Source organism: uncultured Sphingomonas sp. (genome assembly GCF_964243315.1).
GTDB lineage: Bacteria > Pseudomonadota > Alphaproteobacteria > Sphingomonadales > Sphingomonadaceae > Sphingomonas.
Genome location: NZ_CAXTEM010000008.1, coordinates 1 through 22,567, shown reverse-complemented (window position 1 = coordinate 22,567; position 22,567 = coordinate 1). Strand labels below are relative to the sequence as shown.

The following is a 22,567-nucleotide window of genomic DNA, read 5'->3' as shown; positions in this document are numbered from 1 at the left end:
CGGGTGAACACGAATGCTTGTTAGGCACGGTACGATCACCCAATCCGGCACTACGCGGTGAAAGCGGCATCGACCCTCGATTACCGTGAGCTCGCGCGGCGGCGGTTGCCGCGTTTCCTCTTCGATTATTACGACGGTGGCTCCTATGCCGAGGTGACGCTGCGCCGGAACATCGCCGATCTGGAGGCGGTGGCGCTACGCCAGCGGGTGCTGTCCGACGTCTCCACGATCGACCTGTCGACGGAGCTGTTCGGGCGGCGCCTGGCGCTGCCCGTCGCACTCGCGCCGATCGGGCTGGCCGGTTTGGGCGCACGGCGCGGCGAAGTGCAGGCGGCGCGCGCGGCGGAGGCGGCGGGCATTCCCTTCTGCCTTTCCACCGTATCGGCCTGTTCGATCGCGGAGGTGGCGCAGGGCGTCACCAAGCCGTTCTGGTTCCAGCTCTACATGATCCGCGACCGCGGTTTCATGCGCGACCTGCTGCACCAGGCCCGCGACGCGGGTTGCGACGCGCTCGTCTTCACCGTCGACATGCCGGTGCCGGGATCGCGCTACCGCGATTACCGGTCGGGGCTGGCGGGCGCGCCGGGGTTCACGGGCGCGGTACGCCGGGCGTTCCAGGCGATGCAGCGCCCGCGCTGGGCCTGGGATGTCGGCATCCATGGCCGCCCGCATCATCTCGGCAATGTCGCGCCGGTGCTGGGCAAGGACAGCGGGCTGGAGGATTTCTTCGCCTGGATGCGCGGCAATTTCGACGCGGCGGTCGGCTGGCACGATCTCGACTTCATCCGCGCGGAATGGAGCGGGCCGGTGATCGTGAAGGGCATCCTCGACGTCGACGACGCGCGTGAAGCCGTGGCGCGCGGGGTCGACGGCATCATCGTCTCCAATCATGGCGGGCGCCAGCTCGACGGCGTGCCGTCCACCGCCGCGGCGCTGCCGCCGATCGCGGACGCGGTCGGCGACCTGCTGACGGTGATGGTCGACGGCGGGGTGCGATCGGGGCTCGACGTGGTGCGGATGCTGGCACTCGGCGCAAAAACCGTGCTGCTCGGCCGCGCCTGGGCGTTCGCGCTGGCAGGCGGCGGACAGGCGGGGGTCGCACACATGCTGCGGTTGATCGAGGCCGAGATGCGGGTGGCGATGGCGCTGACGGCGCGTACCAACATTGCGGCGATCGACCGGTCCGTGTTGGTCGGGTCTTAAGCCGCCTCGCTCGACGCGGTGGTCCAGCCAAGTCGGGGGATGGTGATCGATCGCTTGCCGGACAGGTCGGTGCGGCACACGAACAGGTCGCGCGCTTCGATATAGGTGATCAGCCGGCGGACGCGGCCGAGCGAGCTGGTACCGTAGGTGGCGGCGATCGCGGCGTCGGATGGGCACGGCTCGCCCTCGCGCGCCGCCCGCGCGACGAGCAGGAAGGCGCCGAGCATGTCGTCGGGAAGCGCGCCGGCAAGGGTCAGCGCATCGCGCCATTCCTCGTCGGCGACGTCGAAAATTCCGGCGCGTGCGCAGCTCAGCCGCTTGGCGAACGCAGGCAGATCGAGCGCCGGTCGGGCGAGCCCGGCCATCCGGCACCGCACCTGGAAATCCTGGAACAGCACCGCCGCAGGGCGCATCGCCGCCTCGGGATCCTCGACGATCGCGCGCATCACCGACGTGTAGATCGCCTCGATCTCTTCCGGTGACGTTTCCGGCGGCGGCTCGACCTCCGTCGCCGGCTTTGCGAGCTCGGCGATCAGGTCGTCCGCGGGCACGCGGCGGGGCACCGGATCGGTGAACGCGAAGGTCGGCGCGAGCGGCACGGGCGCGAAGACCAGTTCCTGCAGATCGGCTGGTGCGGCGCTCGGCAGCGGCACCAGCTTGGGGCTGCCGTTGCGTGCCGAGGTCTCGACCGCGCCGATCTTGACCGTCACCGGCCGACGCGAGACCGCGGGGCCGAGCGCGAGGAAGCTGCCGCGCGGCAGGTCGCGGATCGCCTCCGCCTGGCGCCGTTCCATGCCGAGCAGGTCGGCGGCGCGCGCCATGTCGATGTCGAGGAAGGTGCGCCCCATCAGGAAGTTGGAGGCTTCGGCGGCGACGTTCTTCGCGAGCTTCGCCAGCCGCTGCGTCGCGATCACCCCGGCTAGCCCGCGCTTGCGCCCGCGGCACATCAGGTTGGTCATCGCCGACAACGACGCGCGGCGTACCTCCTCGGCGACCTCACCGCCGGTAGTGGGCGCGAAAAGCTGCGCCTCGTCGACCACGACGAGCGCCGGATACCAATGGTCGCGCGGGGCATCGAACAGCGCCGACAGGAAGGCGGCGGCGCAGCGCATCTGCCCCTCCGCCTCCAAGCCCTCGAGGCTCAGTACCACCGACGCGCGGTGTTCGCGCAACCGCCCGGCGATCCGCGCGATCTCGGGCTGCGAATAGTCGCCCGCCTCGATCACGACATGGCCGTAGCGTGGGCCGAGCGTGACGAAGTCGCCCTCGGGATCGATCACTACCTGCTGAACCTGACCGGCGCAGCGTTCGAGCAGGCGGCGCAACAGATGCGACTTGCCCGAACCCGAATTGCCCTGGACGAGCAAGCGAGTGGCGAGCAGTTCTTCGAGATCCATGGTCACGGGCGCGCCGCGCTCGTCGCTGCCCATGTCTACGCTGACGGTCATCGTCGGCGCGTTTGGCCGATCCGGGGGGCTGGGGGCAAGCGCTTTGCGCTCGGTTGCCGGCGCCGGGACCTGGGCCTAGGGCACCGTCCGACCGCCCACTCCCCGAGGATGCAATCGATGGCCAAGCTCCCGCTCGCCGACCTCGCGCAGAACCTGCTGCACAAGCCAGCCCACGCGCTCGACGACGAAGAGCGGCGCGTGCTCGACAGCATCGACACCGGCTCGATCGTCAGCCGCGATGCCGCCGACGAATCGGACGCGCGATCCAGCCTCGGTGACCGACTGGCGGACAAGGTCGCGGCGATCGGCGGATCGTGGGGCTTCATCATCGCCTTTACGGTGGTGCTGTTCGGCTGGATGCTGCTCAACACCGACGTGCTCGCGCGGTTCGGCGCGGCGTTCGATCCCTATCCCTACATCTTCCTCAACCTGATGCTGTCGACGTTGGCCGCGGTACAGGCGCCGGTGATCATGATGAGCCAGAACCGACAGGCGTCGAAGGATCGGCTCGCCGCGAGCCTCGACTACGAGACCAATCTGCGCGCGGAGCTCGACATCCTGCGGCTCCACCACAAGATCGACGTGACGGTGCTGGAACGGCTCGCGGCGATGGAGGCGAAGATCGATGCGCTCGGCGCGCGCGGAATCGACGGGCTGGCGAACCGCGCGCCCGCCGCCTAAAGCCGGCCGATCATCGGGTAGAGGCAGTCATGGCAGGCCATTCCAAGTTCAAGAACATCATGCATCGCAAGGGTGCGCAGGATAAGAAGCGCAGCTCGCTATTTTCCAAGCTGAGCCGCGAAATTACCGTGGCGGCGAAGATGGGCCTGCCCGATCCTGACATGAACCCGCGGCTGCGTGCCGCCGTGGCGGCGGCGAAGGCGGCATCGCTGCCCAAGGACAATATTCAGCGGTCGATCGACAAGGCGAGCCGCGGCGATGCCGAGCTGTACGAGGAGATCCGGTACGAGGGATTCGGCCCCGGCGGCGTGAGCCTGATCATCGAGGCGCTGACCGACAACCGCAACCGCACCGCGACCAATGTGCGTACCGCGGTCGCCAAGAACGGCGGCAATCTCGGCGCGAGCGGATCGGTCAGCCACGCCTTCGACCGGATGGGGCTGATCTCGTACCCGGCGAGCGTCGGCAACGCGGATGCGGTGTTCGAAGCGGCGCTGGATGCGGGGGCGGAGGACGTCCAGTCGAGCGAGGACGGCCACGAGATCTGGACCGCGCAGGGCGACCTCCACGGCGTCGCCAAGGCGCTGGAGGCGGTGCTCGGCGAAGCGGAGGGCGCGAAGCTAGCCTGGCGGCCGCAGACCATGGTCTCGGTCGAGGAGGGCGATGCCGCGACCTTGTTCAAGCTGATCGACACGCTCGACGACGATGACGACGTTCAGACCGTCTGGGGCAATTACGAGGTGTCGGACGAGGTGATGGAAAAGCTTGGCTGAGGGAACGAAGCTGGCTTCGCACGCAGACGCCGCGGCGCGGAATAGAAGGAACGTGCGCGCAGAGCCGCGGAGGACGCAGAGCATGTTTCTCTCCGCGCAGCGGCTTCGATCATCGCAAGCCGGCCGGATTGACCTGTTTGCTAACGCGAACGACCGCTCTTCCTCTCTGCGTCCTCTGCGCCTCAGCGCGCTAAAACTCTTCTCCGCGCCTCCGCGCCTCCGCGTGAACACCATCTTCTCATGATCATCCTCGGTCTCGACCCAGGGCTGGGCACGACCGGTTGGGGCGTGATCCATGCCGATGGCAACCGGCTCAGCCATATCGCCAACGGCCAGATCAAGACCGACCCGTCGATGCCGCTTCCGCGCCGGCTGACGAACCTCCACGCCGCGCTGATCGACGTCATCCTCGCCGAACGCCCCGACGGGGCCGCGGTCGAGGAGGTGCTCGGCAATACCAACGCGCAGTCGACGCTGAAGCTCGGCCAGGCGCGCGGCGTCGTGCTGCTCGCCGCCGCTGGTGCGGGTCTGCACATCGGCGAATATCACCCGTCGACGGTGAAGAAGGCGGTGGTCGGCACCGGCGGCGCGGAAAAGCGGCAGATCCAGGCGATGATGGCGGTGCTGCTCCCCGGCGCCAAGCTGGCGGGCCCCGACGCGGCTGATGCGCTTGCGGTAGCGATCACCCACGCCCACCATCTGGCGAGCGCGCGCGCGATGGAGCGCCGCCGCGCCGCAGGTGCCTGATTATGGTACGCCTGCTGGCGGCGCGTTCAATTAGTGGGTGGCGTGGCGCTTGTTCCGGCCTTATTTCACCGTCGATGCTGCAGTGCGAAGGAAATGAGTGATGAGCTATGTTGAGCTGATCGACGAGCGGACCGGCTTCATGGCGCCGATGGGCGGCCAGACGCTCGGCACCGAGCTGACCGAGCGTTACAACGCCGCAGCGCCCTTCCCGCATGTGGTGATCGACGACTTCCTGCCGGCGCCGCTGCTGGAAAAGGTGCTCGAGCATTGCGACAAGCTCAAGATCGACGAAGAGGCCGCGACCTTCGATCGGCCGCAGGAGCGCTTCAAGACCAGCTATCAGCCCGATACGCTGGACGACGATCTCCGCGCATTATTTTATTCGTTCAATTCGAAGCCCTTCATCAAGCTGATGGAGAACATCACCGGCATCAAGGGCCTGATCCCCGACCCGTATTTCATGGGTGCGGGCATCCATGAGATCAAACAGGGCGGGCATCTGTCGGTTCATGCCGACTTCAACCATCACAAGCCGATGAACCTGGAACGCCGGATCAATGTCCTGATCTACCTGAACAAGGACTGGAAGAAGGACTATGGTGGCTCGCTGGAGCTGTGGGACGAGCAGATGACGACCCGGCACCAGGACATCGTGCCGTTGTTCAACCGCTGCGTGATCTTCAACACCACGTCGAACAGCCAGCATGGCAACCCCGATCCGATCAACCATCCCCAGGGAATATCGCGCAAGTCGATCGCGCTCTATTACTACACCTCCACCTGGGACGGCACGAAGCGGTCGCACACCACCCAGTTCCAGGTCCGCCCCGGGTCGGGCGATAAACGCGATTGGCAGGTCAAGTTGACCGAATTGAAGAACGAACTGCTGCCGCCGATCATCGCGCGCCGCATCCGCTTCTAGTTGCGCGCGGCACCGCCTCCTTTTGCAAGGTGACGGCGCCGTGCGGTTGCCGTAACCGGCGAGCGTGATTGCGCATCTGAAGGGCAGGCTCGACGCCACGGGTATCGACTATGCCGTCATCGACGTCGGCGGCGTCGGCTACATGGTCGGCGCATCCGCGCGGACGCTCGCGGCGATCGGGCCGGTGGGCGAGGCGTGCACGCTCCATACCGAAATGTTGGTGGCGGAGGACTTCATACGGCTGGTCGGATTCGCCCGCGTCGACGAGCGTGACTGGTTCCGGTTGCTGACCGGGGTGCAGGGCGTGGGCGCTCGGGTGGCGCTCGCGATCTTGTCGGCGTTCGAGCCCGTCGATCTCAGTCGGGCGATCGCGGCGCAGGACAAGGCGATGATCGCGCGGGCGAACGGAGTTGGTCCCAAGCTCGCCGAGCGCATCGTTCGCGAATTGAAGGACAAGGTCGGCGCGCTCGGGGTGGCTGTGGGAAGCGCGAGCGTGCCCGCGGCGACCGGGGCCGGTGCAGATGCGGTGTCGGCGCTGCTCAACCTAGGCTTTCGCCCCGCCGAAGCCGCCAATGCGGTGGCGCTCGCCGAAGAGGAACTCGGCGCGGGCGCGACGCTCGACGCTCTCGTCAGGCTGGCGCTGCGCAAGGCGGCGAGATAGCAGAGGTTCTGCCTCCGGGAGAAACGCAATGCATGTCACGGCCATTCTCAGTCACGCCGAAGAAGGCGGTTACGTGGCCTTCAACCCGGAGACCGGCACGACGACGCAGGGCGACACAATCGATCAAGCGCTGATCAACCTGCGCGAAGCCGTAGAGCTGTACTTGGAAGAATTCCCGATGAAGCTAGGCGCCGCGCCACTCGTCACCACGCTTGACATAGCGGTCCATGCCTAAGCTTCCGGTTCTGTCTGGAGCCGAGATCGTCAAGTTGCTGCAACTGCTCGGCTTCGTGCAGACGCGGCAGCGTGGCAGTGACGTCGTCCTGCGACGCGGCGACACCGGGTGCGTAGTTCCGCTGCACAAGGAGGTGAAAACGGGGACGTTGGCGGGACTGCTGCGGCAAGCAAATCTCACGATCGACGATCTCAAGGCTGCTGACGAATGACTGACGACCGCCTTATCGATGCAAGTCGTCGCCCCGAGGACATCGATGCCGCGCTTCGCCCGAAGTCGCTCGACGACTTCGTCGGGCAGCGGGCGGCGCGTGAAAATCTGCGGGTGTTCATTCAGGCGGCGCGCGCGCGCGGGGATGCGCTGGACCATGTGCTGTTCTTCGGGCCGCCGGGGCTCGGCAAGACCACGCTGGCGCAGATCGTCGCGCGGGAGATGGGCGTGGGATTCCGCGCCACGTCGGGACCGGTGATCGCCAAGTCGGGCGATCTTGCGGCGCTGCTGACCAATCTCGAAGATGGCGACGTGCTGTTCATCGACGAGATCCACCGCCTGCAACCGGCGGTGGAGGAGGTGCTCTACCCGGCCATGGAGGATCGTGCGCTCGACCTGATGATCGGCGAAGGGCCGTCGGCGCGATCGGTGCGCATCGATCTGCCGCGGTTCACGCTCGTCGGCGCAACGACGCGGCAGGGATTGCTGACGACACCGTTGCGCGACCGCTTCGGGATCCCGGTGCGATTGCAATTCTACACCGTCGACGAGTTGGAGCGCGTGGTCACGCGCGCGGCTGGGCTGCTCGGGCTGGCGATCGCACCCGACGGCGCGACCGAGATCGCGCGACGGGCGCGGGGAACGCCGCGGATCGCGGGGCGGCTGCTGCGCCGGGTACGCGATTTCGCGGACGTCGGGGGGCATGCGATCGTCGATCGCGCCGCGGCGGATTCGGCGCTCAACCGGCTCGAGGTCGACGCGCTGGGTCTCGATGCGATGGACCGGCGCTACCTGACGATGATCGCCGACATCTACCGCGGTGGTCCGGTCGGGGTGGAGACGCTCGCTGCGGGGCTGAGCGAACCGCGCGACACGATCGAGGAGGTGATCGAGCCGTATCTGATCCAGCTCGGGCTGGTCGCGCGAACGGCGCGGGGGCGGTGCCTGAATGCGGGGGGGTGGAAGCACCTCGGGCTGAATCCGCCGGCGGGGAGCCAGGACGGGTTGTTCGACGGCTGAGCTGTGGGGCTTCCGCGAACGGCACGTTCACTTGATAGATCATCCACGGTGCATCTCGGATGCGAAAGGAACTACAATGTTGCGTGGCACCCTGGTTCCGCATCTGTTAGCTCACGCGCATGCCCGTTTCGGCCGCCGCTTCCGCCCGTGAGATTCTGACGCGTCTTCACGACGTGATGGCGGGGCGTAATCCTGCCCAGGCCAAGCTCAACGCTGTCGTCGGGATCATCGCCGAGGCGATGGATAGCGAGGTCTGCTCGATCTACCTGTTGCGTGAAGGCGTGCTCGAATTGTTCGCGACGCGCGGGCTGGCGCAGGAGGCGGTTCACGTCACCAAGCTCGCGCTGGGCGAAGGGCTGGTCGGCACGATCGCAGAGGATGTCGAGGTGCTCAACCTCGACGAAGCGGCCTCGCACCCAGATTTCGCGTACAAGCCCGAAACCGGCGAGGAACGCTTTCACAGCTTCGCGGGCGTGCCGATCATCCGTCGCGAACGGTCGGTCGGCGTGCTCGCGGTGCAGCATTCGGAGCAGCGCAAGTATCAAGACGTCGAGATCGAGGCGCTCCAGACCGTCGCGATGGTGCTGTCCGAGCTGATCGCGAATGCCGGGCTGATCGACGGCGCCGCGGGCGGATCGAACCGCCCGCAATCGACCGCGGCGGTGCGAATCCCGGGGCAGAAGCTGGTCGAGGGCATGGGATCGGGGTTCGCGGTGTTCCACCAGCCGCGGATCAACATCGAACACACCGTTGCCGAGGACACCGACGCCGAGCGCCACCGCGTCTATGCGGCGTTCGACAAGATGCGCGAGGGCATCGACCGGATGACCCGCGACGCGGAGTTCGGGGTCGGCGGCGAGCATGTCGAGGTGCTCGCGACCTACAAGATGTTCGCCTATGACGAGGGCTGGTCGCGGCGGATCAACGAGGCGATCGACAGCGGCCTGACCGCGGAAGCCGCGATCGAGCGCGTCCAGCAACGCACCCGCCAGCGGATGCGGCAGATCGACGATCCGCTGCTCGCCGACCGGATGCACGATCTGGAGGATCTTTCGAACCGACTGCTGCGGATCGTGTCGGGGCAGATGGGCACCGCGGCGCAGTTGGGCTTGCGGCAGGATACGATCCTGATCGCGCGGAATCTCGGGCCCGCCGAACTGCTCGAATACGACAAGCGCCGGCTGAAGGGCGTCGTGCTCGAGGAAGGATCGCTGACCGCGCACGTCACCATCGTGGCGCGCGCGATGGGCGTGCCGGTGCTCGGCCGGGTGCGCGATGTTCGGCGATTGATCGCGGAGGGCGACCTGCTGCTGCTCGATGTCGTCGAGGGCAACGTCTTCGTGCGGCCGTCCGCTGCGATGGAGGAGGCGTTCGAGGCCAAGCTGCTGATGCGGCAGAAGCGCAAGGCGGCGTTCGCGGCACTGCGCGACGTGCCTCCGGTGACCAGCGATGGGCACCGCGTGACGCTGATGGTCAACGCCGGGCTGCGCGACGATGTCGCCGCGCTCGACATCACCGGCGCCGACGGGATCGGGCTGTTCCGCACCGAATTCCAGTTCCTCGTCTCGGCGACGCTGCCGCAGCGCGAGCGGCAGCAGCGGCTCTACAAGGAAGTGCTCGACGTCGCGGGCGATCGGCCGGTGATCTTCCGCACGGTCGACATCGGTGGCGACAAGGCGTTGCCTTATCTCAACAAGGCCGATGCCGAGGAAGAGAACCCGGCGATGGGCTGGCGCGCGCTCCGCCTGGCGCTGGAACGTGACGGGCTGATGAAGGCGCAAGCGCGCGCCTTGATCGAAGCAGCGGCTGGGCGGACGCTCAACGTGATGTTCCCGATGGTGTCGGAAGCATGGGAGTTCGACGAGGCCAAGGCACTGTTCGAGGCGCAGCGCGCGTGGCTGGCGGGCCGCGGGCGCAAGCTGCCGATCGAGATCCGCTACGGTGCGATGCTTGAGGTTCCTGCGCTCGCCGAGCAACTCGACCTGTTGCTGCCCAAGCTGCACTTCCTCTCGGTCGGCACCAACGACCTGACCCAGTTCCTGTTCGCCGCGGACCGCGCCAACCCGAAGCTCGCGGAACGGTACGACTGGCTCAGCCCGTCGATCCTGCGGTTCCTGGCGCGGGTGATCGGGCCGTGCCGCGACGCGGGGGTCGCGCTGGCGGTGTGCGGCGAGATGGGTGGGCGGCCGCTCGAGGCGATGGCGCTGATCGGGCTGGGGATCGACCGTCTGTCGATCACGCCGGCGGCGGTGGGGCCGATCAAGGCGATGGTCCGATCGCTCGATCGCGAAGCGGTGACCGCGTTCATGACGACGCTGCTCGCCGCACCGCCGCGCGATATGCGCGGTGCGTTGTCGGCATGGGCGACGCAGGCCGGCGTGGAACTGGCGTGACCGGGTGGTTTTCCACCGTGGGCTGCGTTGACAGGGGGTGGGCGCTCTGGAACATGTGAGAGCGAACGATAGACCGCAGGAGACGGGAATGGACGAGGTCGCACCCGGCCAGACGACCAGCACCGCTGCGCCTGCGAGCGCGGGTGAGACGCTGCGTACGGCGCGCGAGGCGCAGGGGCTGACGCTGGCCGACATCGTCGCCCGAACCCGTATACCGACCCGCCACCTGGAAGCGATCGAGATCGGCGACTATGGCAGCCTGCCTTCGTCGACTTATGCGGTCGGGTTCGCCAAGGGCTATGCGCGCGCGGTCGGCGCCGACGAGGTCGAGATCGCGGCGCAGGTTCGCGACGATGTCGGGCGGATGAGCCGCGCCGCGCATTACGTCCCCTACGAAACCGCGGATCCGTCGCGGGTGCCGTCGCGCGGCATCGCGATCGTCGGGCTGGGGGTCGCGCTCGCGGTGGTGATCCTCGCCGCATTGTGGTTCGGTACCGGCCTGTTCCGCGGCGGATCGACCGCGAACGAGCCGCTCGTCGCCGATAGCGCCACCACCGCTCCGATCGTGCCGAAGCCCGCTGCGGCGGCCCCGGCGCCGACCGGTGGCCAGGTGATCCTCGCCGCGACCGACGAGGTATGGCTCAGGGTCTATGATGCGGACGACAAGACGCTGTACATCGGCACGATGAAGCCGGGCGAACGCTTCGACGTGCCAGCGGGCGCGCGCGACCCGATGATCAATGTCGGACGACCCGACAAGCTGCAGGTGACGCTGAACGGCGCGGCGATGCCGTCGCTCGGTGACGGATCGCGCCCGATCAAGGATGTTCGGGTCAGCGGCGAGGCGGTGTCGGCGCAGCTGGCGGCAAGTGCGCCCGCGGCGGCGGGGGCGGTTCAGGCCACCCAACCGGTGCCGGCCGCGAGCGGGGTCGCAATCGGGAACGCAGTGGTGGCGGACTGATCGTCGGGTTGCCAGGTGCGACTTACGTTGAGTTCACTTCTTCGTCGCCCCCGGACCTGATTGGGGCCTGCTCATGGCGCGATCGCCGATGTTCGCTATGAACAGCGGGACCTCGGTTCCGGTTGGGATGACGCGCTTCGGCGATAGTTTGCAACGTATCGCTGCATGTCGGCCCTAGTACATGAGCGGTCGATGCCGTTAAGGTTGCCGGGTCAGTGCCGGTTCGGGATCGAGTAACCATGCGTAGAATAATCATCTTCCTTGCAGCGACGGCAGCGTTCCCCGCGGCAGTCGCGGCGCAAAGCAATGTCGAGGGCCGTGTCGGCAAGCTCGAGAGCGAGATGCGCGCGGTGCAGCGCAAGGTGTTTCCCGGCGGCGCGGCTCTGGTCCAGCCCGATATCCAGCCCGCGACGCCGGCCGCGCAGATCCCCGGGTCGCCCTCGGCGGGCGCGCTCGACGATCTGACGCAGCGGGTCGCCTCGCTCGAACAGCAGCTCGCCTCGCTGACCGGCCAGGTCGAGCAGAATGGGTATGCCACCCGGCAGCTCCAGACCGCGTTCGACGCGTACAAGAGCGCGACGGACGCGCGGCTGAAGGGGATCGAGCCGAGCACGGGCGCGCCCGCCGTCAATGGCCCTGGCGAGATGGGATCGTCGATCGGTGGGCCGGCAACGACCGCGCCCGCTCGTCCGAGCACGCGTCCCGAAGCAGCGGCGCGCCCCTCCACCACGCCCGACCGCGCGCGGCTCGTCGACGCGGTCGAACGCCCGTCGAGCGGCGATGCGCCGGAGGACGAGTATCTGTACGGCTTCCGGCTGTGGCAGGCGAAGCTCTACCCGGAAGCGGAGGCGCAGCTGAAGAAGATGGTCGCCGCCTACCCCAAGCATCGCCGTGCCAGCTTCGCGCAGAATCTGCTCGGACGCGCCTATCTCGACGAGGGGAAGCCGAGCCTGGCGTCGATGGCGTTCTACGACAATTACAAGAAGATGCCCGACGGCGAACGTGCGCCCGACAGCCTCTATTATCTCGCCCAGGCGCTGGTGAAGCTCAACAAGCCTGCGGACGCGTGCAAGGTGTATGGCGAACTCACCGACGTCTATGGCGCCAAGATCTCCGGAAGCATGAAGGCCGATGTCGAGAAGGGCCGTACCGCCGCCAAATGCCAGTGACCCGCTCGACGGCGTCGTCGCGCGGTTCGGGGAAGACCTGACCCGCGCTTGCGGTGACGCGCCTGCGGAACCGGTCTTGCTGGCGGTCTCGGGCGGGCCCGACAGCATGGCGATGCTGGTGCTCGCCCATGCCGCGATGCCCGGGCGGATCGCCGCGGCGACGGTCGATCACGGTCTGCGCGCGGAGGCGGCGGCGGAGGCGGCGCTAGTGGCGACATGGTGCGCCGCGCACCAAGTTCCCCACGCAACCCTGACGCCGACCGCGCCGATCGCGGGTGCCAGCATCCAGGCACAGGCACGCGGCGTCCGCTACGCCTTGCTCGCCGCGCAGGCCCGCGCGATCGGCGCCGCCTGCATCGTCACCGCGCATCACACCGACGACCAGGCGGAGACGTTCCTGATGCGCGCCGCGCGCGGATCGGGGCTGGCGGGACTGGCGGGGGTGCGGATGCGAACCGTGATCGAGGAGGTGCCGGTGGTGCGGCCGCTGCTCGACTGGCGCCGTGCCGAGCTTCGCGCGGTCGTCCGGCGGCTCGAGGTGCCGTTCGTCGACGATCCCGCCAATGCCGATCTGCGCCACGACCGGACGCGCTTTCGCCGGTTGCTCGACGCCAACGAGTGGCTCGATTCGCCCAATCTCGCCCGCGCCGCCGCCGCGCTTGCCGAGGTGGACGCCGACGTCCGTGCCGCGGTGGAGTGGCTGTGGGATGCGCACGCGGTGGTCGAAGGAGCAACCGTGCGGCTTCGCCTCGACGGGTTGCCGCGCGAGCTACGTCGGCGGCTGACGCGGCGTGCCATTGCCACAGTGCGCGCCGCCGCGAGCATCGATACGCCGACGTGGAGCGATGCGGCGAATATCGAGCCGTTGCTCGATTCGCTCGCCGACGGGCGACGTGCCACGCAGGCGGGGGTTTCGGTGCAGCCGGCGGGCGGCGAATGGCGTTTCAGGAGCGCACCGCCGCGGCGTTCACACTGATCGACGAAGAAGGTTCGCGATTCGCCGCGACTTGTTCCATTGCCATTAACCTGCCTGCGCTTATCTTGGCTTAGAAAGGTCTTGTGCATGAGCGATAACGACAAGCGGCCCGGTCAGGATGACAGCGGCGGCAACGGACCCAATCCGTGGATGAAGAGCCTGTTGATCTGGGTCGGCATCCTGCTGGCGTTGGCGCTGTTCGTCACGATGTTCGACGGGCGCCCTGCGGCAGGAGCGGGCAACACGATCGCCTATTCCACCTTCCTCGACAAGGTCGACGAAGGCACGGTGAAGGACGTGAACATTTCGCGCGACATCATCTCGGGGACGCTGTCTTCGGGTGAGAAGTTCCGCGCCTATCCGATCCAGGATCCGACGCTCGTCACCAAGCTGCGCGAAAAGAACGTGATGATCGCGGCGAAGCCCGAAGAGGGCACGTCGATGTGGATGGTGCTGCTGTACCAGTCGCTGCCGTTCCTGCTGTTCCTCGGCATCGCGTTCTTCGTGCTGAAGCAGATGCAGAAGAATTCGGGTGGCGGCGCGATGGGCTTCGGCAAGAGCCGCGCGCGGATGCTGACGCAGAAGGAAGGCAAGGTCACCTTCTCCGACGTTGCCGGCATCGACGAGGCGCGCGAGGAGCTGGAGGAGATCGTCGAGTTCCTGAAGGACCCGACCAAGTTCGCCCGCCTCGGCGGCAAGATCCCCAAGGGCGCTTTGCTGGTCGGTTCGCCCGGCACCGGCAAGACGCTGCTCGCCCGCGCGATCGCGGGTGAGGCGGGCGTGCCGTTCTTCACGATCTCGGGATCGGACTTCGTCGAGATGTTCGTCGGCGTCGGCGCGAGCCGCGTTCGCGACATGTTCGAACAAGCCAAGAAGTCGGCGCCGTGCATCGTCTTCATCGACGAGATCGACGCAGTCGGACGTCATCGCGGTGCCGGGCTTGGCAACGGCAACGACGAGCGCGAACAGACGCTCAACCAGCTGCTGGTCGAGATGGACGGGTTCGAGGCGAACGAAGGCATTATCATCATCGCGGCGACCAACCGCCCCGACGTGCTCGACCCCGCGCTGCTGCGTCCGGGCCGGTTCGATCGCCAGGTCGTCGTGCCGCGCCCGGACATCGAGGGCCGCATCAAGATTCTCGAAGTCCATATGAAGAAGACCCCGCTCGCGCCGGACGTCGATTCGCGCACGATCGCGCGCGGCACGCCGGGCTTCTCGGGCGCGGATCTCGCCAACCTCGTCAACGAAGCGGCACTGACCGCGGCGCGCAAGGGCAAGCGGCTGGTCGCGATGGCCGAGTTCGAGGAAGCCAAGGACAAGGTCATGATGGGCGCCGAGCGTCGGTCGATGGTCATGACTGAGGACGAGAAGCGGATGACTGCCTATCACGAGGCCGGGCATGCGATCGTCTCGATCCACGAGCCGGCATCGGATCCGATCCACAAGGCGACGATCATCCCGCGTGGCCGGGCGCTGGGCATGGTGATGCGGCTCCCCGAGCGGGACAGCTACAGCTATCACCGCGACAAGATGTACGCGAACCTCGCGGTGTCGATGGGCGGGCGCGTCGCCGAGGAAGTCATCTTCGGCTACGACAAGGTCTCGTCGGGCGCGTCGGGCGACATTCAGTACGCGACGGGTCTTGCCCGCGACATGGTCACCAAGTGGGGCATGTCGGACAAGGTCGGACCGGTCGAATACGCCCAGCCCGAAGGCGAGAGCTTCCTTGGCTATTCGTCGTCGCAGCCGGTGCGGATGTCGAACGCGACCGCGCAGCTGATCGACGACGAAATCAAGAACATCGTTGAGGGCGGGCTCGCGCGCGCCAAGCACGTGCTGTCGGAACATATCGACCAGCTGCATCTGCTCGCGGGTGCGCTGCTCGAATATGAGACGCTGTCGGGTGACGAGATCCTCAAGCTGGTCGCCGGCGAGGAGATCGGCCGCCCCGATCCGGGCGCGAAATCCTCGGTGCCGCGGGCAGGGACCTCCATCCCCAAGACGCGCCGGCCCTCGGGTCCGTTCGGCAGCCCGACGCCACTCGGTGCCTGAACGGTTCAGCGATCTGAAATGACGCGACATCTATCGGCGGTGCTCCCCTGGAGTGCCGCCGATGTTGCGTAGACTGCCCCTGATCCTCGCCGCCACCGCGCTGATCGCCGCGCCTGCCAGCGCAGCGATGAACGTTGCCACCTTTCTCGCCCGCGCCAACGCGCTGAAGGCGGAGGGCGTCGGCGCGATCATGTCACCCGACTTCCAGGTCCTTCGCGCCGAGGCTAAAAACGCCACGACGCAATTGAAGGAGGAACGCGCCGCCCGCCAAGCAGCCGGCAAGCCGCCGATCGCGTGCATTCCCGAGGGCGAATCGGTCGGGATCATGGCGATGCTCGACGGTCTTGCCGCCCTGTCGCCCGCCGAGAAGAAGCTGCCGTTGAAGGACGGTTACGCCAAGGTGCTGGCGAAACAATATCCGTGCCGGTGAGGCGATGCTGGCGGTAATCATCAACGGTTGATTGGACCAGCGCTTCGTCAACTCGCTTAGACCAAGGGGCCTGGCTCTTGCCTCATGAGGACCGGGGGCGAAAACGCCGCTACCCTGCCCATTCGCTGAGCAGCGTGTGCGCGATCGCATAGGACGGCGGGGCGATGAACGGGCCGTCTTCGCCCGCGAGGACCGCCTGAACGATCGCGCGGGGGACCCACATCGCGTCCTCCAACTCGTTGGTGTCGAGCGTGATCGCGTCGTCCTCGGCTTCGGCGACACACGCGATCATCAGCGACGACGGGAACGGCCAGGGCTGGCTGGCGACGTAGCGGACATTGCCGACACGGACGCCCGATTCCTCCGCGATCTCGCGCGCGACGGCTTCCTCGATCGACTCGCCGGGTTCGAGGAAGCCGGCAAGGGCGGAGTAACGGCCGGGGGGCCAGCCCTTGCCGCGGCCGAGCAGCGCGCGGCCGTCATGTTCGGCGATCATGATCACCACCGGATCGACCCGTGGAAAATGCTCGGTGGCGCAATGGCCGCATTTGCGGCCCCAGCCCGCGCGGAACGCCGCGGTCGCGGTGCCGCAATTGGCGCAAAAGCCGTGACGCGCATGCCAGTCGATCACGCTGCGCGCCGCTGCATAGGTCGCGGCCTCGCCGGGCGCGAGCGAGGCGAGTGCCGCCATCAATGCGGGGTTGCGCATCGCCGGGGCGTTGCCGACCCGCATGCCCGGCTGGAAGGCGGCGAAGTGCGCGCGGCCCTCGCCCAGGCCGAGCAGGATCAGCTCGGCGTCTTCGGGCGCATCGGCGAGGCTGGTCCAGCCGAGCCGGCCTTCGTCGGTGACCTCTGGCGCCAGATCGGTGAGCTTCAACAACCGCGCGCGCCAGTCCATCATTGCGGCGAGTGCATCCGCATCGTGGCGGAGCGCATCGGCGCGGTCGAGCTGCCCGCCGGTGAACCCCGGCACGAGGCGTGGTCGGGTCAACGCACGAACCGCGCGGCATCCTTGGCGAGCGCGGCGACGCTTTCGCTGCGGGTCGGCCACCGCTCGGACGGGAAATAATTGACCATGATCGTGCCGCGGATGCGCTTCACCGGATCGACATAGGCGATCGTGCCCGCCGCGCCGCCCCAGCCATAGGTGCCTTTGGACGGAATTCCGTACGGCCCGTCGGCGAGGTAGACCGACCCGCCCGCGCCATAGCCGAGCGGCGCCGCCGCGGTGGTCCCGCCGGTGCCGCCGCCGATCCCGCCGAAGGTGACGCCCGCAGGCAGCAGGTTCGACATCATCAATTGCGCAGTCTCGCGCTTCATCACCCGGACACCGTCGAGCGTGCCGTAATCCTGGAGCATGTGCAGGAAGCGATCATAGTCGCGCGCCGAACTGACCAGCCCTGCGCCGCCATAGGGGAAGCTCGGCGGCTGGAGATAGACCGACGTCGCCGCGGGATCGATCGGGGCGCGGGTGTCGCCGGTGAAGGTGTAGTTGGTCGCCAGGCGCCGCACCTCGCCACGCGGCACCGTCCAGTAGCTCGATCGCATGCGGAGCGGATCGAAGATGCGGCGCTGGACGAACCCGTCGAAGCTCTGCCCCGATGCGACCTCGATCACCCGGCCCATCACGTCGAGCCCGATCGAATAGCTCCATTTGGTGCCGGGCTGCGCGATAAGCGGCAGCGTCGCGACGCGGTTGGCGAAATCCTCCAGCGTCTTCGGCCGGACCGCGCGCATCTGCGCCTCGACCGCCATGTTGACCTCGGCGGGAAGGATGCCGAGGCGCTCATATTCCTTCAGCAGCGGGCCCTTGGCGATGATGTTGTAGCTCAGTCCCGCGGTGTGGGTCAGCAGGTGGCGGATCGTGATCGGCCTGGTCGCGGGCACCGAATCGAGGCTGGTGTCGGGGCTGGTCAGCACACGCATCTTGGCGAAGGCCGGAATGTATTTCGACAGCGGATCGTCGAGCCCGAGCTTGCCCTCCTCGATCAGGATCATCGCCGCGGCGGCGGTGACCGGCTTGGTCATCGAATAGATCCGCCACAGCGAATCGGGGCCTGCGAGGGCGGCACCCGCATCGTCCGCGATCCGGCCCGCGGCGGGGAACAGCGTCGGCGCATCACCGAAACCGTAGGCGGCGACGATCCCGGGCATCTTGCCGTCGCGTACATAGCCGTCGAACAGCGCCTGGGTATTGGGCATCGCGCGTGCGGCGGTCGTCGTCGCAGTCCCGGCCCCAGCAGAAGCCGGCGCCGGTCGCGGCGACACGGACACCGCCTGCGCGAACAGCGTGGCGGTGGTGGCGAGCAGGATCGGGACGGCAAGGGTGGCAAGCTTCATCATGCTCTCCGTATCGCGTCGGCGGCTTTGGCGAAGACCGTCGGCAATCCCGCCGAGGCGAGGTCGTCCGCCGGCCACCATTCGGCCTGTTGCGCGGCCTGATGCGCCGCCGCGTCGGCGACCGCAAGCGCCAGCGTCAGATCGAAATGCGTGAAGCCGTGGGTGACCGTGGCGTCCAGCATCCGCCACCCCGCCGCCGCGGGCGCCTTATCGAGCCCCGGTGCCGCGTCAGCCCATGGTCCGGTCGGCAGTGCTCGCATGCCCCCGAGCAGACCCTTGTCGGGGCGGCGGACGAGTAGCACGCGCCGGTCGTGTTCGAGCCAGAAGATCGTGCCGAACCGCTGCGGCTTGGCGGCCTTGCGCGGCTTGACCGGCAGGCCGGCGGGATCGCCTTCCGCGAACGCGGTACAGGCGTCGCGCAGGGGACAGAGGAGGCAGCGTGGCGTCCGCGTCGTGCAGATTGACGAGCCGAGATCCATCATCCCCTGCGCGAAGTCGCCGGCGCGATCGTCCGGGGTGATGGTGTCGGCGGCGGCACGGATCGCCGGCCGCGCCGCGGGCAACGGCGTGCGAATCGCGAACAGCCGTGCCACGACCCGCTCGACATTGGCGTCGACCACCACCGCGCGTTCGCCGAACGCGATCGCCGCGACCGCGGCGGCGGTATAGGCACCAAGGCCGGGCAGCGTCCGCAGTGCCGCTTCGCTCCGCGGAAACACGCCGCCATGATCCGCGACCACCGCCTTCGCCGCGGCGACGAGGTTGCGCGCGCGGGCATAATAGCCGAGCCCCGCCCAGGCGCTCATCACCTCGTCGTCCGCCGCAGCGGCGAGGCTGGGGAAATCGGGCCAGCGCGCCACCCACGCCTCGAACCGCGGGCGCACCGTCGCGACCGTAGTTTGCTGGAGCATCACCTCCGACAGCCATACCCGATACGGATCGGGCGTTTCGCCGGGCAGGGCACGCCACGGCAACGCGCGGCGGTGCACGTCGTACCAGGCGAGCAACCGCGGCGGGATCGATGAGCGCTTGGCGTCCACCCGGCGGCTATGGCATGGAGGACGAGATGAGCAAGCGCGTCCGCGCCCCCGAGCCCGAAGCCCCCCGCCAGAACCGCGCCCGCGCGGTCAGCGAGCTGTTGCCCGCGATCGGCGGCGCGGCGTTCAAGCGCTTCGGCTTCGTGCAATCGTCGATCGTCAGCCGCTGGAGCGAGATCGTCGGCGAGCGCTGGGCGGGCGCGTCTATGCCCGAGTCGATCCGCTTTCCGCCGGGCAAGAAGAGCGAAGGCGTGCTGACGCTCACGGTACGCGGTGCGCACGCGCCGATGATGCAGCATATCGCGCCCGAGATCGTCGAACGGGTCAACCGCTTCTTCGGCTATGCCGCGGTCGCGCGCATCCAGATCCGACAGGGCGAGGTCGCCAAGCCCGCGACCCGTTCGCCCCCCGTCGTCCGCGAGCCGGTGTCCGCGGAGATCGGCCAGGGATTGAAGGCGATCGCCGACCCCGAGCTGCGCGCGGTACTCGAATCGCTCGCGGCGGGGGTTCACGCTACCCACGCGCTGCCCAAGATTAGGTGACCATGATCGCGTCCTCGCTCCGCCTGCTCGCGCTGTTCTTCGTTGCCCTGATCGGCGCTGCCTTCCTGACCGCCGCCGGTCCGGTGCGCGACTGGTCGACGGTGACGCGGCTGCTGCCGAGCGGCGCGCATGTCACCGGCAACCCGGCGGCACCGCTGAAGATCGTCGAATATGGCAGCTACACCTGCTCGCACTGCGCCGACTTCGCGACCGAGAGCCGCGCAGTGCTTCACGACCGGATGATCAGGTCGGGCAAGGTCAGCCTGGAATATCGCCACCTGATCCGCGATCGGCTCGATCTCGGCGCGGCGATATTGGCGCGGTGCGCGGGGCCGGCGCGGTTCGATGCGGCTTCGCATGCGATCTTCGCCGCGCAACCGGTGTGGATCAAGCGCATCGTCGAGTGGCAGGCCGCGCATCCCGAGGTCGCGCAGCAGACGCCGGTCGAACAGCTCCGGGCCTATGTCCGGGCAGCGGGGCTCGACACGATGATGAAGGCACGCGGCCTGACCCAGGCACGGATCGACACGTGCCTCGCCGATCGCGCCTCGATCGACCGCATCGTCAAGATGACCGCCGACGCGCCCGCCGAGGTGCAGTCGACCCCCTTCTTCTTTCTCAACGGCGTCGCTCAGCCCAATGTGAACTGGGCGACGCTCGAACCCATCCTGCGCGCCAAGGGCGCCAAGTAACCCCTGCGAACCGGAGTCCAGCCGTTGATCAAATCCATCTGCACGATCGCGCTTGCCGCCCTGGCGCTCACCGCCTGTTCGGGCGACAGCAGCGGCAATGCCAGCGACAGTGCGGCGCCGAAGGTCGCCGCGATCCAGCCTCCCGCGGGCAAGACCTGGCAGGAGACGGTCGTGAAGACGCCCGAGGGCGGTTTCCGGATGGGCAACCCCGATGCGCCGATCAAGCTCGTCGAATATGGCTCGCGGCTGTGCCCGACCTGCGGCGCGTTCGGCCAGACCGCGATGAAACCGCTCGAGAACACCTATGTCGCGAGCGGCAAGGTGTCGTACGAGTTCCGCGAGTTCATGGTCCACGGTGCGCCAGATTTCGCGCCGGCGCTGCTCGGCCGCTGCGGCGGCGAGGGGCCGTTCTTCCCGATCCTCGAACAGATGATGGTCGCGCAGCCGCAGATCCTGCCGAAGATGGAATCGGCCGGCGAGTTCCAGCAGTCGCTCCAGGGCCGTCCGCCCGCGCAGGTCTTCACCGCCTGGGCCGAACGGCTCGGCTATATCGACTTCGTCAAGCAGCGCGGCATTCCCGAGGCGAAGGCGCGCGCATGCCTGACCGACACCAAACAGATCGACGCGCTGGCCGCGATGACCGAGAAGGCGGGCACCGATCTGAAGGTTAGCGGCACGCCGACCTTCTTCCTCAACGATGCGATGCTCGAAGGCCAGGTCACCTGGCCGCAGGTCGAACAGGCGCTGAAGGGCGCGGGCGCCTGATCCTCGCACCGCGCCGCGCCGGGTGAGGCGCGGCGGGTGTACCGACGCCGGTGCTGGGGGGCGCCGCGGACATGCAGATCAAGCGGCTGCGGATTGCCGGGTTCAAGAGCTTCGTCGACCCCGCCGACCTGCGGATCGAACCGGGGCTGACCGGGGTCGTCGGGCCGAACGGCTGCGGTAAATCGAACCTGCTCGAAGCGCTGCGCTGGACGATGGGCGAGAACAGCGCGAAGTCGCTGCGCGGCGGCGGCATGGACGACGTGATCTTCGCCGGGACCGCGACTCGCCCGCAGCGCGACTTCGCCGAAGTGTCGATCCTTGCCGAGATCGCGGGCGACGAACGCGAGGTGGTGCGCCGGATCGAACGCGGCGCGGGGAGTGCGTACCGGATCGACGGGCGCGACGTCCGGGCCCGCGACGTCGCCCTGCTGTTCGCCGACGCCGCGACCGGCGCGCACTCGCCCGCACTCGTCAGCCAGGGCCGGATCGGCGCGGTGATTGCGGCCAAGCCGGCCGACCGGCGCGCGATGCTGGAGGAGGCGGCGGGGATCGCCGGGCTCCATGTCCGCCGCAAGGATGCCGAGGCACGGTTGCGTGCGACTGAGGCCAATCTGGTGCGGCTCGACGCGGTGATCGCGGATCAGGACAGCCGCGCCGCGGCGCTCAGGCGCCAAGCGCGCGCCGCCGAGCGATATCGCGAGATATCCGACCGGATCCGCGTCGCCGAAGCGCGGATGATCTTCTCGCGCTGGCAGACCGCGGTGGCGGCGGCGGATGCGGCCAAGCTGGAGGCGGCTGCTGCGGACACAGCGGTGACCGAAGCCACCCTCGCCGAGCGCGATGCGGCGGCGGCACGCGAACTGGCGGTCGAGGCGGTCGCGAGCGCCCGCCGTGCCGCAATCGACGCGCGCGATCGTGCGAGCGACGCCGGGCACCGATTGGCGGCGCTGCGCAACGAGCGCGCTGCCGCCGAGCGTCGGGTCGCTGATCTCGCCGATGCGCGCCGCCGGATCGTCGCGGACCGCGCGCGCGAGGGTAGTCTCGCCGGTGACGCGGCCGACGCGCTGGCGCGGGTCGCGGTCGAGAAGGAGGAACTGGACTCGCGGATCGCGGACGCCGCGACGCAGGGTCCCAAGCTGGAGGCGGTACTCGTCGTTGCCGAGCGCGAGGCGCGCGATGCGGAGGTGGCGCTGGCGCAGGCGCTAGGCCGGCAGGCGAGCAAGGCGGCGGAGGCGCGGGTCGCCACCGCGGCGGTGGCGGCGGCGCAGTCGCGGGTCGATCGTGCTGCGCGCGACGCTGCCGACGTT

Annotated in this window: 23 protein-coding genes; 19 read left to right on the top strand and 4 right to left on the bottom strand. The window is 68.2% G+C overall.

Going from position 1 to position 22,567, the window contains the following annotated elements:
- Nucleotides 1–57 precede the first annotated feature (57 nt).
- The gene (gene lldD, locus ACFE77_RS04320; RefSeq protein ID WP_375420398.1) at nt 58–1,203 is read left to right on the top strand and encodes an FMN-dependent L-lactate dehydrogenase LldD; all 1,146 of its coding nucleotides are present in this window, start codon (nt 58–60) and stop codon (nt 1,201–1,203) included.
- Here lldD and ACFE77_RS04315 read toward each other — a convergent pair.
- Entirely contained in the window at nt 1,200–2,651 is a 1,452-nt protein-coding gene (locus tag ACFE77_RS04315) for an ATP-binding protein (RefSeq protein WP_375420397.1), read from the bottom strand. The two genes, lldD and ACFE77_RS04315, sit on opposite strands and share 4 nt — an antisense overlap.
- Nucleotides 2,652–2,768: 117 nt before the next feature.
- Between ACFE77_RS04315 and ACFE77_RS04310 the strand changes: the two genes are divergently transcribed.
- From ACFE77_RS04310 to ACFE77_RS04245, 14 genes are all read left to right on the top strand, one after another.
- The gene (locus ACFE77_RS04310; RefSeq protein ID WP_375420396.1) at nt 2,769–3,332 is read left to right on the top strand and encodes a DUF1003 domain-containing protein; all 564 of its coding nucleotides are present in this window, start codon (nt 2,769–2,771) and stop codon (nt 3,330–3,332) included.
- A gap of 29 nt (nt 3,333–3,361) precedes the next feature.
- Complete coding sequence (locus tag ACFE77_RS04305) at nt 3,362–4,105, top strand: YebC/PmpR family DNA-binding transcriptional regulator (RefSeq protein WP_375420395.1); 744 nt, start codon at nt 3,362–3,364, stop codon at nt 4,103–4,105.
- 240 nt (nt 4,106–4,345) lie between these two features.
- Nucleotides 4,346–4,852 (top strand): crossover junction endodeoxyribonuclease RuvC, encoded by a 507-nt coding sequence (gene ruvC, locus ACFE77_RS04300; RefSeq protein WP_375420394.1) that lies wholly within the window; start codon nt 4,346–4,348, stop codon nt 4,850–4,852.
- Between the two features lie 100 nt (nt 4,853–4,952).
- Nucleotides 4,953–5,774: a 2OG-Fe(II) oxygenase gene (locus ACFE77_RS04295; protein ID WP_375420393.1), complete on the top strand. Its 822-nt coding sequence runs from the start codon at nt 4,953–4,955 to the stop codon at nt 5,772–5,774.
- 64 nt (nt 5,775–5,838) lie between these two features.
- Nucleotides 5,839–6,435: a Holliday junction branch migration protein RuvA gene (ruvA, locus tag ACFE77_RS04290; protein WP_375420392.1), complete on the top strand. Its 597-nt coding sequence runs from the start codon at nt 5,839–5,841 to the stop codon at nt 6,433–6,435.
- A 28-nt stretch (nt 6,436–6,463) separates the two neighbouring features.
- Entirely contained in the window at nt 6,464–6,670 is a 207-nt protein-coding gene (locus ACFE77_RS04285; RefSeq protein ID WP_375420391.1) for a type II toxin-antitoxin system HicB family antitoxin, read from the top strand.
- Nucleotides 6,663–6,881 carry a type II toxin-antitoxin system HicA family toxin gene (locus ACFE77_RS04280; protein WP_375420390.1) on the top strand — a complete coding sequence of 73 codons (219 nt, stop codon included), beginning with the start codon at nt 6,663–6,665 and terminating at the stop codon, nt 6,879–6,881. Before ACFE77_RS04285 ends, ACFE77_RS04280 begins: the two co-directional genes overlap by 8 nt.
- Nucleotides 6,878–7,900, top strand: coding sequence for a Holliday junction branch migration DNA helicase RuvB (ruvB, locus tag ACFE77_RS04275; RefSeq protein ID WP_375420389.1), 1,023 nt, complete (start codon nt 6,878–6,880; stop codon nt 7,898–7,900). Before ACFE77_RS04280 ends, ruvB begins: the two co-directional genes overlap by 4 nt.
- Before the next feature lie 119 nt (nt 7,901–8,019).
- Nucleotides 8,020–10,293, top strand: a complete 2,274-nt coding sequence (gene ptsP, locus ACFE77_RS04270) for a phosphoenolpyruvate--protein phosphotransferase (RefSeq protein ID WP_375420388.1) — start codon at nt 8,020–8,022, stop codon at nt 10,291–10,293.
- A gap of 88 nt (nt 10,294–10,381) precedes the next feature.
- The gene (locus ACFE77_RS04265) at nt 10,382–11,254 is read left to right on the top strand and encodes a helix-turn-helix domain-containing protein (RefSeq protein WP_375420387.1); all 873 of its coding nucleotides are present in this window, start codon (nt 10,382–10,384) and stop codon (nt 11,252–11,254) included.
- A 239-nt stretch (nt 11,255–11,493) separates the two neighbouring features.
- Nucleotides 11,494–12,423, top strand: a complete 930-nt coding sequence (locus ACFE77_RS04260; RefSeq protein WP_375420386.1) for a hypothetical protein — start codon at nt 11,494–11,496, stop codon at nt 12,421–12,423.
- A complete protein-coding gene (gene tilS, locus ACFE77_RS04255; RefSeq protein WP_375420385.1) occupies nt 12,386–13,399 on the top strand; it encodes a tRNA lysidine(34) synthetase TilS in 1,014 nt (337 codons plus the stop codon). Before ACFE77_RS04260 ends, tilS begins: the two co-directional genes overlap by 38 nt.
- Nucleotides 13,400–13,486: 87 nt before the next feature.
- The gene (gene ftsH / locus ACFE77_RS04250; RefSeq protein ID WP_375420384.1) at nt 13,487–15,454 is read left to right on the top strand and encodes an ATP-dependent zinc metalloprotease FtsH; all 1,968 of its coding nucleotides are present in this window, start codon (nt 13,487–13,489) and stop codon (nt 15,452–15,454) included.
- Nucleotides 15,455–15,515: 61 nt separating this feature from the next.
- Nucleotides 15,516–15,884: a hypothetical protein gene (locus tag ACFE77_RS04245; RefSeq protein WP_375420383.1), complete on the top strand. Its 369-nt coding sequence runs from the start codon at nt 15,516–15,518 to the stop codon at nt 15,882–15,884.
- Nucleotides 15,885–15,993: 109 nt separating this feature from the next.
- Here ACFE77_RS04245 and nudC read toward each other — a convergent pair whose 3' ends face one another.
- From nudC to ACFE77_RS04230, 3 genes are read right to left on the bottom strand one after another with little or no spacing between them, the layout of a single operon-like run.
- Complete coding sequence (nudC, locus tag ACFE77_RS04240; protein ID WP_375420382.1) at nt 15,994–16,875, bottom strand: NAD(+) diphosphatase; 882 nt, start codon at nt 16,873–16,875, stop codon at nt 15,994–15,996.
- Nucleotides 16,872–18,224, bottom strand: a complete 1,353-nt coding sequence (locus ACFE77_RS04235; RefSeq protein ID WP_375420381.1) for a serine hydrolase domain-containing protein — start codon at nt 18,222–18,224, stop codon at nt 16,872–16,874. Before ACFE77_RS04235 ends, nudC begins: the two co-directional genes overlap by 4 nt.
- Complete coding sequence (locus ACFE77_RS04230; protein ID WP_375420380.1) at nt 18,224–19,264, bottom strand: A/G-specific adenine glycosylase; 1,041 nt, start codon at nt 19,262–19,264, stop codon at nt 18,224–18,226. The genes ACFE77_RS04235 and ACFE77_RS04230 overlap by 1 nt, the downstream gene beginning before the upstream one ends.
- 26 nt (nt 19,265–19,290) lie before the next feature.
- On the opposite strand from ACFE77_RS04230, the gene ACFE77_RS04225 reads away from it, so the two are divergent.
- The 4 genes from ACFE77_RS04225 to ACFE77_RS04210 all read left to right on the top strand — a co-directional run.
- Nucleotides 19,291–19,803, top strand: coding sequence for a DUF721 domain-containing protein (locus tag ACFE77_RS04225; protein ID WP_375420379.1), 513 nt, complete (start codon nt 19,291–19,293; stop codon nt 19,801–19,803).
- A gap of 2 nt (nt 19,804–19,805) precedes the next feature.
- On the top strand, nt 19,806–20,495 hold the full coding sequence (locus ACFE77_RS04220; RefSeq protein WP_375420462.1) for a DsbA family protein: 690 nt from the start codon (nt 19,806–19,808) through the stop codon (nt 20,493–20,495).
- Nucleotides 20,496–20,519: 24 nt separating this feature from the next.
- Nucleotides 20,520–21,260 (top strand): DsbA family protein, encoded by a 741-nt coding sequence (locus ACFE77_RS04215; protein WP_375420378.1) that lies wholly within the window; start codon nt 20,520–20,522, stop codon nt 21,258–21,260.
- 71 nt (nt 21,261–21,331) lie between these two features.
- The coding region (locus ACFE77_RS04210; protein ID WP_375420377.1) for an AAA family ATPase at nt 21,332–22,567 on the top strand (1,236 nt) is incomplete at its 3' end.

Excerpts from the sequence above, each read along its gene's own strand:
- ACFE77_RS04315 (WP_375420397.1), bottom strand. The coding sequence starts at position 2,651 with ATGACCGTCAGCGTAGACATGGGCAGCGACGAGCGCGGCGCGCCCGTG.
- ACFE77_RS04310 (WP_375420396.1), top strand. The coding sequence starts at position 2,769 with ATGGCCAAGCTCCCGCTCGCCGACCTCGCGCAGAACCTGCTGCACAAG.
- ACFE77_RS04305 (WP_375420395.1), top strand. The coding sequence starts at position 3,362 with ATGGCAGGCCATTCCAAGTTCAAGAACATCATGCATCGCAAGGGTGCG.
- ruvC (WP_375420394.1), top strand. The coding sequence starts at position 4,346 with ATGATCATCCTCGGTCTCGACCCAGGGCTGGGCACGACCGGTTGGGGC.
- ACFE77_RS04295 (WP_375420393.1), top strand. The coding sequence starts at position 4,953 with ATGAGCTATGTTGAGCTGATCGACGAGCGGACCGGCTTCATGGCGCCG.
- ACFE77_RS04285 (WP_375420391.1), top strand. The coding sequence starts at position 6,464 with ATGCATGTCACGGCCATTCTCAGTCACGCCGAAGAAGGCGGTTACGTG.
- ACFE77_RS04280 (WP_375420390.1), top strand. The coding sequence starts at position 6,663 with ATGCCTAAGCTTCCGGTTCTGTCTGGAGCCGAGATCGTCAAGTTGCTG.
- ruvB (WP_375420389.1), top strand. The coding sequence starts at position 6,878 with ATGACTGACGACCGCCTTATCGATGCAAGTCGTCGCCCCGAGGACATC.
- ptsP (WP_375420388.1), top strand. The coding sequence starts at position 8,020 with ATGCCCGTTTCGGCCGCCGCTTCCGCCCGTGAGATTCTGACGCGTCTT.
- ACFE77_RS04265 (WP_375420387.1), top strand. The coding sequence starts at position 10,382 with ATGGACGAGGTCGCACCCGGCCAGACGACCAGCACCGCTGCGCCTGCG.
- ACFE77_RS04260 (WP_375420386.1), top strand. The coding sequence starts at position 11,494 with ATGCGTAGAATAATCATCTTCCTTGCAGCGACGGCAGCGTTCCCCGCG.
- tilS (WP_375420385.1), top strand. The coding sequence starts at position 12,386 with ATGTCGAGAAGGGCCGTACCGCCGCCAAATGCCAGTGACCCGCTCGAC.
- ftsH (WP_375420384.1), top strand. The coding sequence starts at position 13,487 with ATGAGCGATAACGACAAGCGGCCCGGTCAGGATGACAGCGGCGGCAAC.
- ACFE77_RS04245 (WP_375420383.1), top strand. The coding sequence starts at position 15,516 with ATGTTGCGTAGACTGCCCCTGATCCTCGCCGCCACCGCGCTGATCGCC.
- ACFE77_RS04235 (WP_375420381.1), bottom strand. The coding sequence starts at position 18,224 with ATGAAGCTTGCCACCCTTGCCGTCCCGATCCTGCTCGCCACCACCGCC.
- ACFE77_RS04225 (WP_375420379.1), top strand. The coding sequence starts at position 19,291 with ATGAGCAAGCGCGTCCGCGCCCCCGAGCCCGAAGCCCCCCGCCAGAAC.
- ACFE77_RS04220 (WP_375420462.1), top strand. The coding sequence starts at position 19,806 with ATGATCGCGTCCTCGCTCCGCCTGCTCGCGCTGTTCTTCGTTGCCCTG.